This is a genomic window from Clostridium sp. UBA1652, assembly GCF_002320975.1.
GTDB lineage: Bacteria > Bacillota > Clostridia > Clostridiales > Clostridiaceae > Clostridium_T > Clostridium_T intestinale.
This window is the reverse complement of record NZ_DCLI01000093.1, coordinates 14,763-29,876: the sequence shown is the minus strand read 5'-3', so window position 1 is coordinate 29,876 and position 15,114 is coordinate 14,763. Positions and strand designations below refer to the sequence as shown.

General features: G+C 30.6%; 16 protein-coding genes and 1 tRNA gene. 3 read left to right on the top strand and 14 right to left on the bottom strand.

Annotation, left to right across the window (positions count from 1 at the left end; all coding sequences use genetic code 11):
* Positions 1 to 65: 65 nt before the first annotated feature.
* The 9 genes from B3N22_RS22225 to B3N22_RS22185 all read right to left on the bottom strand — a co-directional run bounded on the left by B3N22_RS22225 (position 66) and on the right by B3N22_RS22185 (position 8,088).
* Positions 66 to 141 (bottom strand) — tRNA-Thr (locus tag B3N22_RS22225).
* Between the two features lie 92 nt (positions 142 to 233).
* Entirely contained in the window at positions 234 to 872 is a 639-nt protein-coding gene (sigH, locus tag B3N22_RS22220; RefSeq protein ID WP_021800138.1) for an RNA polymerase sporulation sigma factor SigH, read from the bottom strand.
* 60 nt (positions 873 to 932) lie between these two features.
* The gene (locus B3N22_RS22215) at positions 933 to 1,442 is read right to left on the bottom strand and encodes an NYN domain-containing protein (protein WP_021800137.1); all 510 of its coding nucleotides are present in this window, start codon (positions 1,440 to 1,442) and stop codon (positions 933 to 935) included.
* Positions 1,443 to 1,461: 19 nt separating this feature from the next.
* Positions 1,462 to 2,265, bottom strand: a complete 804-nt coding sequence (gene rlmB, locus B3N22_RS22210) for a 23S rRNA (guanosine(2251)-2'-O)-methyltransferase RlmB (protein WP_286910661.1) — start codon at positions 2,263 to 2,265, stop codon at positions 1,462 to 1,464.
* A 71-nt stretch (positions 2,266 to 2,336) separates the two neighbouring features.
* Entirely contained in the window at positions 2,337 to 2,744 is a 408-nt protein-coding gene (locus B3N22_RS22205; RefSeq protein ID WP_286910659.1) for a Mini-ribonuclease 3, read from the bottom strand.
* 324 nt (positions 2,745 to 3,068) lie between these two features.
* On the bottom strand, positions 3,069 to 4,469 hold the full coding sequence (cysS, locus tag B3N22_RS22200; protein ID WP_073022780.1) for a cysteine--tRNA ligase: 1,401 nt from the start codon (positions 4,467 to 4,469) through the stop codon (positions 3,069 to 3,071).
* Between the two features lie 107 nt (positions 4,470 to 4,576).
* Positions 4,577 to 6,013 (bottom strand): proline--tRNA ligase, encoded by a 1,437-nt coding sequence (gene proS / locus B3N22_RS22195; RefSeq protein ID WP_021800133.1) that lies wholly within the window; start codon positions 6,011 to 6,013, stop codon positions 4,577 to 4,579.
* 289 nt (positions 6,014 to 6,302) lie between these two features.
* The gene (ispD, locus tag B3N22_RS22190) at positions 6,303 to 6,977 is read right to left on the bottom strand and encodes a 2-C-methyl-D-erythritol 4-phosphate cytidylyltransferase (protein WP_073022782.1); all 675 of its coding nucleotides are present in this window, start codon (positions 6,975 to 6,977) and stop codon (positions 6,303 to 6,305) included.
* Between the two features lie 19 nt (positions 6,978 to 6,996).
* Entirely contained in the window at positions 6,997 to 8,088 is a 1,092-nt protein-coding gene (locus tag B3N22_RS22185) for a PIN/TRAM domain-containing protein (protein ID WP_073022783.1), read from the bottom strand.
* 322 nt (positions 8,089 to 8,410) lie between these two features.
* On the opposite strand from B3N22_RS22185, the gene B3N22_RS22180 reads away from it, so the two are divergent.
* Positions 8,411 to 8,809, top strand: a complete 399-nt coding sequence (locus tag B3N22_RS22180; protein WP_286910656.1) for a nucleoside triphosphate pyrophosphohydrolase family protein — start codon at positions 8,411 to 8,413, stop codon at positions 8,807 to 8,809.
* A gap of 32 nt (positions 8,810 to 8,841) precedes the next feature.
* Here B3N22_RS22180 and disA read toward each other — a convergent pair whose 3' ends face one another.
* The 4 genes from disA to B3N22_RS22160 form a co-directional block, all read right to left on the bottom strand.
* Entirely contained in the window at positions 8,842 to 9,906 is a 1,065-nt protein-coding gene (gene disA, locus B3N22_RS22175; protein ID WP_021800129.1) for a DNA integrity scanning diadenylate cyclase DisA, read from the bottom strand.
* A 15-nt stretch (positions 9,907 to 9,921) separates the two neighbouring features.
* Positions 9,922 to 11,286, bottom strand: a complete 1,365-nt coding sequence (gene radA, locus B3N22_RS22170) for a DNA repair protein RadA (protein WP_286910653.1) — start codon at positions 11,284 to 11,286, stop codon at positions 9,922 to 9,924.
* Positions 11,287 to 11,485: 199 nt separating this feature from the next.
* Positions 11,486 to 12,214 (bottom strand): glucosamine-6-phosphate deaminase, encoded by a 729-nt coding sequence (gene nagB, locus B3N22_RS22165; RefSeq protein WP_286910651.1) that lies wholly within the window; start codon positions 12,212 to 12,214, stop codon positions 11,486 to 11,488.
* Positions 12,211 to 12,933: a GntR family transcriptional regulator gene (locus B3N22_RS22160; RefSeq protein WP_286910649.1), complete on the bottom strand. Its 723-nt coding sequence runs from the start codon at positions 12,931 to 12,933 to the stop codon at positions 12,211 to 12,213. The genes nagB and B3N22_RS22160 overlap by 4 nt, the downstream gene beginning before the upstream one ends.
* Positions 12,934 to 13,057: 124 nt before the next feature.
* Between B3N22_RS22160 and B3N22_RS22155 the strand changes: the two genes are divergently transcribed.
* The gene (locus tag B3N22_RS22155; protein WP_286910647.1) at positions 13,058 to 13,219 is read left to right on the top strand and encodes a hypothetical protein; all 162 of its coding nucleotides are present in this window, start codon (positions 13,058 to 13,060) and stop codon (positions 13,217 to 13,219) included.
* A 140-nt stretch (positions 13,220 to 13,359) separates the two neighbouring features.
* Complete coding sequence (locus B3N22_RS22150; RefSeq protein WP_021800125.1) at positions 13,360 to 13,587, top strand: glutaredoxin family protein; 228 nt, start codon at positions 13,360 to 13,362, stop codon at positions 13,585 to 13,587.
* A gap of 51 nt (positions 13,588 to 13,638) precedes the next feature.
* Here the strand turns inward: B3N22_RS22150 and B3N22_RS22145 are convergent, their stop codons facing one another.
* A complete protein-coding gene (locus tag B3N22_RS22145; RefSeq protein WP_286910645.1) occupies positions 13,639 to 15,096 on the bottom strand; it encodes an NADP-dependent glyceraldehyde-3-phosphate dehydrogenase in 1,458 nt (485 codons plus the stop codon).
* Positions 15,097 to 15,114 lie beyond the last annotated feature (18 nt).

The following is a 15,114-nucleotide window of genomic DNA, read 5'->3' as shown; positions in this document are numbered from 1 at the left end:
CCATTTTTATTTTCCTCCTTACTAATTAAATAAACTTTGCCTAGCGTTTTGTATTTTGAAAAAATTGGAGCTCACGATCGGGATTGAACCGACGACCTCCGCCTTACCAAGGCGACGCTCTACCTACTGAGCTACGTGAGCAACTTAAATACATATATGTATAATATATATACCAATTATAAAGTTTACTATCCAATTTGGTATTTGTCAATATATTTGAATTAAAATAATTGCTATAATTTGAGACATTTTTCAAGTTTCCTTTTCACCCTCTGAAGGGCATTATCTATTGATTTAGCATGTCTATCTAAATCACAAGCAATCTCTTGATATGACTTACCATCTAGGTAGGATGTTAACACTTCCATTTCTAATTCCGTTAAGGCATTAGAAATCTCTTTTTCCATCCTCTCTATCTCTTCCTTACTTATTATCAATTCCTCAGGATCTGATATCTTAATTCCAGATAAAATATCTAATAAAGTTCTCTCAGACTCCTCTTCATAAACAGGTTTATTCAAAGATATATAAGTATTTAATGGTATATGCTTCTGTCTAGTAGCTGTTTTGATAGCTGTAATTATCTGTCTTGTTATACAAAGTTCAGCAAAAGCTCTAAATGAAGCTAATTTATGAGGGTTAAAATCTCTTATAGCCTTATATAAACCTATCATTCCTTCTTGATATATATCTTCTTTGTCCGCACCAATTAAGAAATAAGATTTAGCCTTTGTTTTTACAAACATCTCATATTTGCTAATTAGGTATTCTTGAGCCTCAATATTACCTTCCTTAGCCTCAACAGCAACATCTTCATCTAATCTATTCTTAAAATCAACATTTCTTTCTATAGACCTTTCACTATAACCCAAAGTACTCCCCCCTCATATGCCACTATTTAAGAATTAAAGGAGCTAATAAAATATTAGAATTTAACTTCTTCTCATCTTTTCCAACTTTTTCAATACCTCTTTATCTATACTGTCTTCCAAAAGATTTTTACTTCCCTTAGTTACTTTCTTAGTTTCACTTATTATTTCTTTTTCCATATTAACTATAATGTGATAAAACTCTAATGAAGATACTCGTATGGCTCCCCTTTGAAATATGGTTTGTTGCTCCAACCAATCAGATGTCACAACTAAAACCTCGAACCTTCTTCCCAGCTCATTTACTTGTCTCTCTATGTAATTATCCGCGGTTTCGCCATCTTTTGTAAAAACAACCGACAGTCTTTTATCCACTTCTTCTTTATTCTCCAGATTTCCTTCAACCTTATGTGCATCAAAGACTATATTTATATTACAATCTTCATAATTAGCATAATTGTGGAGAGTTTCTATAAGCTGTTGTCTAGCTGACTCGTAACTATACTCTTTAATTTTTTTGAGATTTGGCCAACTATTGATAACATTATATCCGTCAACAAATAAAATTTTCAAAACCCTATCACTCTCAAATCTATCTTTTTGTTATTCGAGATTTTAAAACCTCATACATCATTATACCACCTGCAACAGAAGCGTTTAAAGAGTTTATTTTGCCCACCATAGGAATTTTAACAAGTTTATCACATTTCTTTAAAGTTAAGGTAGATATTCCTCTTCCTTCACTACCTATTATAATGGCACAAGGTCCAGAAAAATTAGTATTATAACTATAATCTTCTCCATTTATATCTGCACCATAAACCCATAAACCTTGATCTTTTAATTTATCTATTGCTACATTAATATTAGTTACCTTTGCTATTTTCATATGTTCAACAGCCCCAGCTGAAGATTTATATACAGTTGGAGTTACACCTACATTTCTTCTTTTAGGTATTATTATTCCATGCACACCACATAACTCAGCAGTTCTTACTATAGATCCTAAATTATGAGGATCTTCTAATTCATCTAAAATAACTATAAATGGTTCTTCTTCTTTTTTCTTAGCATACTCTAATATATCGTCTATTTCTGAATATTTAAAAGGAGTTACTACCGCCATAACACCTTGATGTGACCCCGTTTCACTCATAGAGTCTAGTTTTCTTTTTTCCACTTCTTTTATAACTATCTTTTTATCTTTAGCTACTTGTATTATTTTTTTTATAGATCCTTCAACATTACCTTTCGCTATTAATAAATATTCTATTGTTCTATCAGATTTCAATGCCTCCGACACTGAGTTTCTACCTTCTATCAAATCTTCTCTAATTGTTTTTTCTTTATTTTCTTTATTTTCTTTATTTTTTTTATATTCCTCTTTATTTGACATCTTTTTCTCCTCATTTTCTATAGTTAACTAAACTTATATATCTATCTAATTATTAATAAAACAAATTAATTTTATTCCTGCTCTACTGATTTTAATAATATAGTATTTAATCTATCTATCTCATTAATTAAGTATAAATATCCGACAAGAGCTTCAAATCCTGTTGCAGCTCTATATTCAGCTAAATCTGCATTTTTAGGTACTGTAGCTGATTTTGTATTCCTTCCACGTTTATAGATATATATTTCTTCTTCAGTTAAATCTGACTCTATTCTCCTAATTATCTCACTTTGTGCATGAGCTTTAACATACTTAATGGCCTCTACATGCAGTTTATGTGTAGATAGTTCTTTATTATTATTTAAAATATAATTTCTTATAAATACCTCGTATACTCCATCCCCTACAAAAGCCAATTGAAGTGGATTTAGCATTCTAGCCTCTTCTTTTGTGAATTTTCTATATAATAAGTTTTCCAAAGATTAACTCTCCTTTAACTTTATGATTTACCTACTCTACTTAATATACCATAAACTCATAAGTATTCAAATTATATTAAATATAATTTAGGTTTGGCTTTAAAAACAATGAATTATTAAATTTTTCGGCTGGTTTTCTGATTTTCTGGATTTCTGGATTTCTGGTTAACCAGTTAACTGGTTAACTGGTTATATGGTTATATGGTTATTAAACACAATATTTTATAAACCCAACTAAAATCAACAAAATAATTTTATATTTGAAATCTATATAAACAAAAAGAAGCTATAATCTCCAAGGATATATAGCTTCTTTTTAATTGATTAATTAATCTTTTTCCATCTAACACCCTGTGGTGTGTCTTCTAATACTATTCCTCTATCTTTTAGATCGTCTCTTATTTTATCTGCTAGCGCAAAATCTCTATTTTTTCTTGCTTGTTGTCTGTCTTCAATAAGCTTCTCTATTTCTTCTTCTATACTTCCTTTAGTTGATTTTTGAAGTATTCCAAGAGGATCTCCAAGTTCTCTTATGATATCTAATGCACCTTGAATTGCTTTTCTAGATGAATCAACACTTATATTAGTATTAATATCCTTTACTAAATCAAATAGAACAGATATAGCATCTGCAGTATTGAAATCATCATCCATCTTGTCTATATATCTCTTCCTGTATACATCTAACGAAGCAATATATTTTTCTTCTTTATCATTTATCTCTTCGACACAGCTTTCTTCAAGAAGATTTTCTAGATTAGATACTGCATTGTATAATCTTTCAACAGAAGCTTTTGCCGATTCAAGAAGATCTTCCGAGAAATTTAATTGAACTCTATAATGTCCAGATAACATTAAAAATCTAATTACGTCAGCATCATATCTTTCTAAAATTTCTCTTGCTGTAAAAAAGTTATTTAGTGACTTTGACATCTTTTCATTATTAATATTAACAAAAGCAGAATGCATCCAATAGTTAGCAAAAGTTTTGCCAGTTAAAGCTTCACTTTGTGCTATCTCATTTTCATGGTGTGGAAACACTAAGTCTGAACCACCTGCATGTATATCAATAGTATCTCCTAATATATTCTTAGCCATGCATGAGCACTCTATATGCCAACCTGGCCTTCCTTCTCCCCATGGACATTCCCAGCCTGGTTCGCCTTCTTTTTTGGCTTTCCAAATAGCAAAATCCATAGAATCTTTTTTTCTTTCATCAACAGATATTCTAGCTCCAGCTTGTAAATCATCTAAATTCTGTCCCGATAATTTCCCATAAGTAGTGAAGTTTTTAGTACTGAAGTAAACATCGCCGTCAACTTCATACGCAAACCCTTTTTGGATTAATTCCTCTACAAACTTTATTATTTCATCTATATATTCAGTAGCTCTAGGATTTACTGTAGCTCTTTTTATGTTTAATCCATCCGCATCTTTATAATACTCTGATATATATTTATCTCCGATTTGTCTTAATGTGATGTTTTCTTCATTAGCTTTTTTTATTAATTTGTCATCAACATCAGTAAAGTTTTGAACAAATTTTACTTTGTATCCTCTGTATTCAAAATATCTTCTTATTGTATCAAATACTATAAAAGTTCTTCCATTACCAATATGAAAGAAGTTATAAACTGTAGGTCCACAAACATACATCTTTACTTCGCCTTGTGTAATTGGGATAAACTCTTCTTTTTTTCTCGTTAGGGTATTATAAACCTTCATTTTTTCCCTCCTTCTTTAATTTTCATGTATGAAATTTTGTTTACTGTATTATATAGGGAATGCAAATTAACTTTCTCCTATCATATAATAATGATATGCCTTACTTATTAATATGCTCTACCCCAATAAACCATTTTTTCTGCTTTCTTACCACAACATACACATTCTTCTGAGTGTTTTTCTTGCTCAAATGGAATACATCTTGATGTAGCTCCTGTTTCTTCTTTTATTTTATCTTCACAAGCTCTATCGCCACACCACATAGCTTTTACGAATCCTGGAGTATTTTCTACTATTCCTTTAAGTTCTTCTATATTTTTAGCTACGTAAGTATGCTCATCTCTATTTTTTCTTGCTTTTTCTAACATATTAACTTGGATATTTAGAAGAAGTTCTTTAACGCTTTCTTCTAAATTATCTAACGATACAACTGTTTTTTCTAATGTATCTCTTCTAACTAATACACATTGATTATTTTCGATGTCTTTTGGTCCTATTTCTAATCTTACTGGAACACCTTTCATTTCGTACTCAGCAAACTTCCAACCTGGCATTTTATCTTTATCATCAAGCTTAACTCTAGCTATTTTAGCTATCTTCTCTTTAAGCTCGTTTGCTTTTTCTAAAACACCTTCTTTATGTTGTGCTACTGGAACAATAACTACTTGTGTTGGTGCTACTTTTGGTGGAAGTACTAATCCATTATCATCTCCATGTACCATTATAACAGCACCTATTAATCTCGTTGTCATTCCCCATGAAGTTTCATGAACATATTGTAACTTACCATTTTTATCTGTGTACTGAATATTAAATGCTTTAGCAAAGTTATCTCCAAAATTGTGTGAAGTTCCTGTTTGAAGTGCTTTACCATCATGCATTAAACTTTCTATTGTAAAGGTAGCTTCTGCTCCTGCAAATTTTTCTTTTTCAGTTTTTTGTCCCTTCACTACAGGGATAGCTAAAAACTCTTCGCAGAAACTTGCATAAACATTAAGCATTCTCTTAGTTTCTTCCATAGATTCTTCTGCAGTAGCATGTACTGTATGCCCTTCTTGCCATAAGAATTCTGTAGTTCTTAAGAATGGTCTTGTAGTTTTTTCACATCTAACTACTGAACACCATTGATTATATAATTTAGGAAGGTCATTATAAGATTGTACTATCTTAGAGTAGTGTTCACAAAATAATGTTTCAGAAGTTGGACGAACGCATAACTTTTCTGTAAGTTTTTCTTCTCCAAAATGTGTTACCCAAGCAACCTCTGGTGCAAATCCTTCAACATGATCTTTTTCTTTTTGAAGTAAAGACTCAGGAATAAACATTGGCATATATACATTTTCATGACCTGTTTCTTTAAATCTTCTATCTAAATCTTGTTGTATATTTTCCCATATAGCATAACCATAAGGTCTTATTATCATACAACCCTTTACACTTGAATAGTCAACTAACTCAGCCTTTTTTACTATGTCTGTATACCATTGAGCAAAGTCTACATCCATTGAGGTTATTGCTTCAACTAATTTTTTATTTTTTCCCATAAAAAATCCTCCTTTAGTTTATAATTATTAAATATAAAAAGAGTCCGCCCTATATTAGGGCGAACTCATAGTCGCGGTACCACCTAAATTTGTACTCTAGTAATGTTAACGGTGTTAAACCGATAGTTTTTCCCTACAACTCCAAAGCGGGTTCGAAACAGTTGAAAATCTTTCAGCCTAGGATTATCTCTCTTTAATATAGTCTCTACTATTCTTCTTCACTGCTTTTCGTATTATATTTTTCTTTTCATATTATAACTTCTAAAAAAAGTACTGTCAATAAGTTTATCTATACTAATCTTTCTGCAAGTATCAAGTCATCAGGTGTAGTAATTTTTATGTTAGTATAGTCTCCTTCATATATAAATACTCTCTTTCCATAGGCTTCTGCTACCATTGTATCATCTGTAACAGCAAGTTTTTTTTCTCTAACCCATTCGTGAGCTTCTAATATCATTTTATAATCGAAAGTTTGTGGCGTCTGAATAGCTATTAAAGTACTTCTATCTGGCGTTTCTTTAGAAAAGCCTGAATTATCAACAATTTTTATAGTATCTTTAGGAGTAACTCCACATGCAGTTGCTCCATATCTCTTGGCGTAATCTATTCCTTCGTCAATGATTCTATTAGATACAAAAGGCCTTGCTCCATCATGTATAAGAACTATTGAAGAATCTTCAATCGCCTTTAATCCATTATAAACAGAATCACTTCGCTCTTTGCCTCCCACTACTACTCTATCAACCTTTAATTCATATTTATCTAGAATTTCCTCTTTGCAATAATCAATTTCATCTTCAGGTAAAACTAGAATAATTTCATGAACATTACCATTATTTAAAAACTTCTTTAAAGTGTAATAAAGCATAGGCTTTTTTTTAAGGTCTAAGAATTGTTTGCTTATCTCATTCCCCATTCTTTTACCTTTTCCACCTGCTAATATAATGGCACTTACCTTATTCATTTAATATCCCTTTCTAAAATTAAGCCTCTTTTTGTTTCGCAAATATCATCCTACCAGCAGCAGTCTGAAGAACCGATGTAACTGTAACATCTAACTCTTCTCCTATAAATCTTCTTCCGCCTTCAACTACAATCATAGTACCATCATCTAGATATCCTATACCTTGACCAGATTCTTTTCCATCTTTAATTATAGGTATTCTCATCTCTTCGCCAGGTATTACTACAGGTTTTATAGCATTTGCAAGCTCATTTATATTTAGTACTGGTACACCTTGAAATTCAGCTACTTTATTAAGATTATAATCATTTGTTACAACCTTACCACCTAATTTTTGTGCTAATTTTAATAATTTCGAATCAACTTCTGCGATTTCTGGGAAATCTCCTTCCCAGATTTGAACTTCTATAGCAAGCTCTTTTTGAATCTTATTAAGTATGTCTAAACCTCTTCTACCTCTATTTCTTTTTAGAGAATCTGATGAATCTGATATATGTCTTAATTCATCCAAAACGAAATTAGGTATAACTAAAGGACCTTCTACAAATCCTGTTTCACATATATCAAATATTCTACCATCAATGATAACTGACGTATCAAGAACTTTAGATATAGCTTTGGTCTTAGCCTTTTTATCCTTTGGAGCCTTTTTCATAGACGCAATTATATTGTAAATATCCTCTTTTTTCTTTATAGCTACATCTGCTCCTATAATTGCACCTATTATATTAAATAATATAAATAGAACTTGCCCAACTACAGGTATTTTCTCAATTCTATTCAGAGGCATACCTACTAAAGATGTTATTATCAAGGCTATGATTACACCTACTGCACCAAAAATAATTTCAGAAGCACTTAACTTTTGTATACTTTTTTCTGCATACTCAATTAATTTAGTAATTCCTTTATAAATATATGGTGATAATAAAAAGAAGATAAGTCCAAATAAAATAGTTATAAAAACTAGAAATGATATTCTACCTAGGGTTGAATCTGAAAAATATCCTAAGTTAACTATATACTTAATTTTCAAAAGTGCATCTCCAATTAAAAGACCTATTGAAAGCCCGATTAGAGAAAATATTATTCTTAATATCTTTTTTAACATATCTTCACCTCCCTCAAAGTAATTATTGACATTTATTACTAAGTTAATACTATATATATAATTTCTTATAAATAATTTGTATTACCCAGCTTTTCAATGTGGTTTTTAATATTATATCACATTCCAAACCTCCATTTATGAAGATTGCATAAAATTTTACCATATTGTTACTAAAAATTTATTCTTTTATCCCCCTATTAAAGATTTTTATATTCTATTATCATTAGAGCATAAAGTTGACGTCTAATCTTTAACTATTATTGACAAAATTGTATTAAAATAATTATAATTATTATAGATAACCAAAAGAGGAGTTGATAAAATGAAGGATGTAATTTTTGACGATTTCCAAAATTCTGTAAACGAATCCTTGCTTAGACACAAGAGCATTTTAGATATATTAAGTAAATATTCCGAATCTCAAGCACGTGTCAACAGAGCTGTTACTAAAGCTGTTACTAGTTGCGGATGTATAAAAATTAATGCCGATAAACAAATTCTTCCTTCTAACGATGATTCTATAAATAGTCTAGATGGATACTTGAATACTCATGTAAGCGGTAAAATATGCGATAGTTGTAGAGAAATCCTTGAACGTGAAATTGGTAATAATCTATTCTATCTAACCTCACTTTGTAATACGCTAGACTTAAATCTATATGACATTCTGATAAAAGAACATGATAAAATAAATACATTAGGAAAATTTACATTTAGATAAAATTTTATTATAGGTAGGAACTTTGTTTCTACCTATAGTTGTTTATTTAGTTCAACTTGTTCCTTTATTCTTCTTAATCCATTTCTTATTGCTCTTGCCCTTGCTTCCCCAATACCTTCAACTTGATCTAAGTTTTCTTTGTTTGCCTCAATTATATTTTTAAGTTCTTTAAAATGTTTAACTAAGTTTTCTATAACTGTTGATGGTATTCTTGGTATTTTACTTACTATTCTATACCCTCTTGGAGATATTAAGGTGTCAACTAATGGGACTCCCTCATATCCTAATATCTTTCCTATAGCATCTAAATCTAATAGTTCCTCAGATGATAATGCCTGAATTAATTTATACAATTCATTAAATTCTAAATCAGCTTTGCAGTAATCTCTTATTAATAAAATTCCATCCTGTTCTATAGACCTTACGAGTTCATATAGCTGCATTGAAATAAGACGTCCTTCATTTCCTAATTCAACTATATAACTTTCAATCTCTCCTACTATTCTCATAACCATTTCTGTTCTTTGAATTGCTGTCACCACATCAAAAAGAGTTGTTAAATCTTGAAACTCTAGTAGATTTAAATTATTTTTAACTCTATCTAGAACTGCCACATATTTTTCTAAAGTTTGTATTGCTTGATTGGCTCTTGCTAAAATTACAGAAGTCTCTCTTAATACATATTTTAAATCACCTTTATAGACAGTAATCATATTTCTTCTTTGCGATATTGCCACCGCAATTGCACCTGTCATTTTAGCTACTCTATGAGCTGTTCTATGCCTTGTTCCAGTTTCAAATGTTGGAATAGATGAATCCGGTACTAACTGAGCATTTGCACATACTATTTTTTTAAAGTCAGAACTAACAACTATAGCCCCATCCATTTTTGCTAATTCATAAACATAAGATGGAGTATATTCTGAGTTTATCTTAAACCCTCCATCAACTAACTTCATTATTTCTTCGTTATCTCCTAGAACAATAAGACCTCCTGTTTTTGCTCTAAGAATATTTTCTAATCCCTCTCTAAGATTAGTTCCAGGTGCTACAATTTTTAAAATATTTTTTATTTCTTTATCTTGCTCTATTCTCATACAATCACCTAATCTTTAAAATATTTTATTTATAGCTTCTCTAAGATTTCTTACTCCGTGTATATTCAAAGTTTTTGCTTCAATTTTATCTTTATTTCTATCTGGTATTATCACATTTCTAAATCCCATTTTTTCAGCTTCATTTACTATTCTTTCACATGCAGATATTGGTCTAATTTCTCCTGTTAGACCCACTTCCCCTACTAGCATAACTCTTGGTAGTGCAACTTCTTTATTTTTTATAGAAGATAATAATGCAACAGCAACTCCAAGATCAGCTGTTGTTCCATCTATATTTAACCCTCCAACTACGTTAATATATACATCGTATTTATAAAAAGGTATCTTTAGCTTTTTCTCTAAAACTGCAAGTATCAAACTAAGCCTAGAGTTTTCTATACCTACTGCAGTTCTTCTAGGCATTACAGCCTTAGTCTCTGTAACTAAAGCTTGTATTTCTACTAGTATAGGCCTAGAACCTTCCATTAGGCCTATAACTACCGAACCTTCTTGATTTTCATCTTTTTCTTGAAGGAATAATTTTGATGGGTCAAATATTTCTACAAGTCCCTCTCCTCTCATCTCAAAAACACCAATTTCTCTAGTTGTTCCAAAACGATTTTTCATGGTTCTTAGTATTCTGAATTCTTCCGTTCTTTCACCTTCAAACGAGAGAACTGTATCCACCATATGCTCTAAGACTCTAGGTCCTGCTAATTCTCCCTGCTTAGTTACATGGGCAACGATAAATAAAGGTATATTATTATGCTTTGCTATTCTCATGATTACATTAGAACATTCTTTTACTTGTGAAACTGATCCTGGGGCTGAAGCTATTCCTTCTTTATACATTGTTTGTATAGAATCTACTATAACAAATATAGGAGACAATTCTTTTATATGAGATTCTACTATCTCTAAGTTTGTCTCTGAAACAATGAATAGATTGTTTGACTCTACCCCTAATCTATCTCCTCTGATTTTTATCTGTTCCTCTGACTCCTCACCAGATACATATAATACCTTCCCATATTTACTTGCTATATTTTGGGCTGTTTGTAGTAGAAGAGTTGATTTTCCTATACCTGGATCCCCAGATATAAGCGTTAATGAACCTTTTACAAGCCCTCCTCCAAGTACTCTATTTAATTCTTTTACTCCGGTATCAAATCTTTCCTTTTCTCCAGACTGTATTTCTCTGATATTTTTAGGTAAACTTATTGTTCCGGATAAAAAGTTTTTATTTCTGCTATCATTTTTATTTTCTTTAACTTCTTCTTGAAAGGTATTCCACGAATTACAAGAGGGGCATTTACCCAACCACTTTGCAGATTCATAGCCGCATTCTTGACATACATACATTGTTTTTATTTTAGCCATATCACACCAACCTTAATTGCTATATTATAACAACTATTAATCATAATTTATGATAACATACATTTTATTTAATTATAATACACTTGCGTGGTTTTTATTCAAACCTTAGTTGTTTAATTACTCATAATTAACACAAAAAAATAAGCTGCTAAAATAAAACATACCTTTTATTTTAAACAGCTTATGATATATAAACTTATTATCTTATTTTTCTAGCAGCATCTTCATCTATTATTAATACTACATCTTTATGCATTTGTAAAAAAGAAGCTGGTACTTGAGTAGTTATTTTTCCATTAACCACCTTATCCATTATCTCAGCCTTAGCTTCTCCACTTACCATTAGAAGTATTTTTTTAGCTTTCATTATAGCTCCTAAACCCATGGTTAATGCTTTAGTTGGAACTTCTTCTTTAGATGTGAAATATCTTGAATTAGCCTCTATAGTGCTTTCTGCTAGGTCAGTTACATGAGTTCCTAAACTTAATGTATCAGATGGTTCATTAAATCCAATATGACCATTACTTCCTATTCCTAGTACTTGAACATCTATTCCACCTAACTCTTCTATTCTCTTATCATAATTAACACATTCTTGGTGCATATCTTCAGCTAATCCATTAGGAACATAAGTGTACTCTTTTCTTATATTTACATGATTAAACAAGTTACTATCCATAAAATATCTATAACTTTGGTCATGTTCTCCACTTAAGCCTACATACTCATCTAAGTTTACTGTAGTAACTTTTGAAAAATCAAGTTCTCCATTCTTGTGCATATCTATCAACTCTTTATACATACCAACTGGAGTTCCACCTGTTGCTAAACCTAATGTTGCCTCTGGTTTTTTACTGATAACTTCTGCTAATTCTTTTGCAGCTACCTTGCTCATCTCATCATAATTTTTTACTACTAATACTTTCATTTTAATTTCCCCTCTCTTCTGGATATATTGACTTGCAATATATACTTGTCGCTTCTATAAATTGATTCCTCTATAAATAAAACTTTTTTATTGTCCATAAATGTTCTGCTATATGTTTTTAGCAAAGGGATATCATTTTTAGTTTTAAATATCTTTTTATAATTATCATCTATTAATATTGCGCTAACTTCAGATTCTGAGTGATCTACTGAATATCCAAACCCCTCTAATATTTTAAATAAGGACCCTTCAAGCATATCTTCATCCATGTATCCACAGTAATCACACGGAATATATACAACTTCATTAGCTATAACCTGAGCATCTACTTCTCTTAATCTATTAATTTTATACAATTTATCAAAAGGAAATAAATCTTTTAAATGTTCTGGAGGTTCTACTGTACAAAATTCCACTACTTTAGTTTTAAGAATTCCACCTGTCTTTTTAATAATTTCCGAAAAACTCATCATATCTTCTTGCTTGACTTTAGGTTCGCATACAAAGGTTCCTTTACCCTTCTCTCGAATAAGTATTCCCTCTTGTACTAATTCTCCTAACGCCTGCCTAATAGTCATACGAGAAACTCCGTAGTTTTCAGACAGTTCTCTTTCACTATCAATAGTTTGCCCTACTTTCCAAACCCCTAATTTTATCTTCTTTTTAATATCTTCTTTTAATTGATAATATACAGGAATGGGACTATTTTTATCTATCATATTTACTTCCTCCTAAATTCATTATACTAAGTTTTGCTATAGATGTCTAGACCACTATACATTCTTTCCTTAAATAATTTTTTTCACTTTTACATAAACTAGTATTTACTAGGAGGTGATAACATTGAATATTAAAGAATCCTTAGTATTTACCAATGTCAAAGGGAAAAATATTCTTCATTCAAGTGACTACAACATATCTAATTCCATTGAACCCTCTGATTATACTATAAAACAAAATTTAATATTAAATAATAGTATAAAAAACAATGAAAATATTACTTAATTAAAACGTAAAACAATGCACATATAAATCTACTGAAAACATATAATAACAATCAAAAGAGTTGATTTTTATTCTTAAATAATGTAAAATATTATTAATGAATAATTATTATTAGTTATTAAGAAAGGTAGTGAATTTTAATGGTAAAAGTATATACAACAAACTCTTGTCCTTGGTGTGTTAAGGCTAAGACATACTTAAAATCTAAGGATATAGCATTTGAGGAATTAAATGTTCAAGAAGATATGGATGCTAGACAGGAAATGGTTAATAAATCAAGACAAATGGGAGTTCCTGTTTTAGATATTGACGGAACTGTTATTGTTGGTTTTGACAAACCTGCAATAGATACTGCTTTAAATCTATAAAATTAAAAATAATAAAGGAAGCAATAAAATGCTTCCTTTTTTGTTTAATTTTTATTCTATATTTAAAACGACTGCTTTTGGTCTAGACATAGCCTCTATGGAATATCTTATTCCTTGAGTTCCTATACCAGATGCCTTAACTCCTGAGAATGGGAAATGATCTGGTCCTCTTTCAGTTTTATTATTTATCTGAACTGTTCCTACTTCTAACTTATTAGCCACATAAAAAGCTTTATTTATATCTCTTGTAAATACTGATGATTGTAATCCATATTCAGATTTATTAGCTATAGATATAGCTTCATCAACATTATTAACTCTTATAATAGGTAATACTGGTCCAAAAGGTTCTTCCCAAGCTAATCTCATGTCTAATGTAACATTATCAACTAAAGTTGGATAAATTAAATTTCCTTCTCTATTTCCACCTTCTAATATGGTAGCTCCCTTTTCTTTAGATTCAAGTATCAAACTTTCAACATAATCAGCTGCCTTATCATCAATTAATGGTACTACATCTACTTGCTCATTAATTGGATTTCCTACTTTTAAAGTTTTAACTTTTTCTCTAACTTTCTTTACTAATTCGTCAGCAACCTTATCTATGACTAATATTCTTTTAACCGCTGTACATCTTTGACCAGAATATGAATATGCACCAGCAACTATATTATGAGCTGCTAAGTCTAAATCAGCATCTTCTAAAACTATAGCGGCATCTTTTCCGCCCAATTCCATTAATAATGGTTTCATTGTAGTTATTCCAGAGATTCTTAATCCTATCTCTGTACTTCCTGTAAAGTTTATAAAATCTACTAGTGGATGACCAACTACATAATCTCCTATTTCACTTCCTCTACCTGTTATAGTATTAATTACTCCTGCTGGAACTCCAGCTTCTTGGAATACCCTAACTAAATGAAGTGCACTTATACTTCCTTGAGTTGCAGGCTTTAATACTATACTATTTCCAGCCATTAATGCAGGTGCTATCTTTGAAGCTGAAAGGTTAACAGGATAGTTAAATGGTGATATAGCTAATACAACACCTAATGGTACTCTATTTACTATACTTATCTTACCCTTTCCTGTACCTGGGAAAGACTCTCCTGGTAAAGTCTCTCCAGCCATATTTTTAGCTGTATCTGCACTAAATCTTATATAGTCCGCAGTTCTATTAACTTCAGAAATTGCACTCTTTTTATCTTTAGCTATTTCTAATACCATTATATTTGCTATTTCTTCAGCCTTTTCATCAAGTAAATCAGCTGCTTTTAGTAATATAGTAGCTCTTTTATTTATAGGCATTTTATCCCACTCTTTTTGAGCTTCTTTTGCGTTTTGTATAGCATAATCAACTTCTTCTTTGCTCATTGCCTGAACTTTTCCAACCAATGAGCCATCTACTGGAGAATTTATTGAAATCAATTTACTTGTCTCACTTTTAACCCATTCCCCACCTACATAATTTTTATATATTTTATCTTTACAACATAAATCGTTAAACATTAATTTCACCTCAAATCA

Excerpts from the sequence above, each read along its gene's own strand:
- rlmB (WP_286910661.1), bottom strand. The coding sequence starts at position 2,265 with ATGTCAAATAAAGAGGAATATAAAAAAAATAAAGAAAATAAAGAAAAT.
- cysS (WP_073022780.1), bottom strand. The coding sequence starts at position 4,469 with ATGAAGGTTTATAATACCCTAACGAGAAAAAAAGAAGAGTTTATCCCA.
- proS (WP_021800133.1), bottom strand. The coding sequence starts at position 6,013 with ATGGGAAAAAATAAAAAATTAGTTGAAGCAATAACCTCAATGGATGTA.
- ispD (WP_073022782.1), bottom strand. The coding sequence starts at position 6,977 with ATGAATAAGGTAAGTGCCATTATATTAGCAGGTGGAAAAGGTAAAAGA.
- B3N22_RS22185 (WP_073022783.1), bottom strand. The coding sequence starts at position 8,088 with ATGTTAAAAAAGATATTAAGAATAATATTTTCTCTAATCGGGCTTTCA.
- B3N22_RS22180 (WP_286910656.1), top strand. The coding sequence starts at position 8,411 with ATGAAGGATGTAATTTTTGACGATTTCCAAAATTCTGTAAACGAATCC.
- disA (WP_021800129.1), bottom strand. The coding sequence starts at position 9,906 with ATGAGAATAGAGCAAGATAAAGAAATAAAAAATATTTTAAAAATTGTA.
- radA (WP_286910653.1), bottom strand. The coding sequence starts at position 11,286 with ATGGCTAAAATAAAAACAATGTATGTATGTCAAGAATGCGGCTATGAA.
- nagB (WP_286910651.1), bottom strand. The coding sequence starts at position 12,214 with ATGAAAGTATTAGTAGTAAAAAATTATGATGAGATGAGCAAGGTAGCT.
- B3N22_RS22160 (WP_286910649.1), bottom strand. The coding sequence starts at position 12,933 with ATGATAGATAAAAATAGTCCCATTCCTGTATATTATCAATTAAAAGAA.
- B3N22_RS22150 (WP_021800125.1), top strand. The coding sequence starts at position 13,360 with ATGGTAAAAGTATATACAACAAACTCTTGTCCTTGGTGTGTTAAGGCT.
- B3N22_RS22145 (WP_286910645.1), bottom strand. The coding sequence starts at position 15,096 with ATGTTTAACGATTTATGTTGTAAAGATAAAATATATAAAAATTATGTA.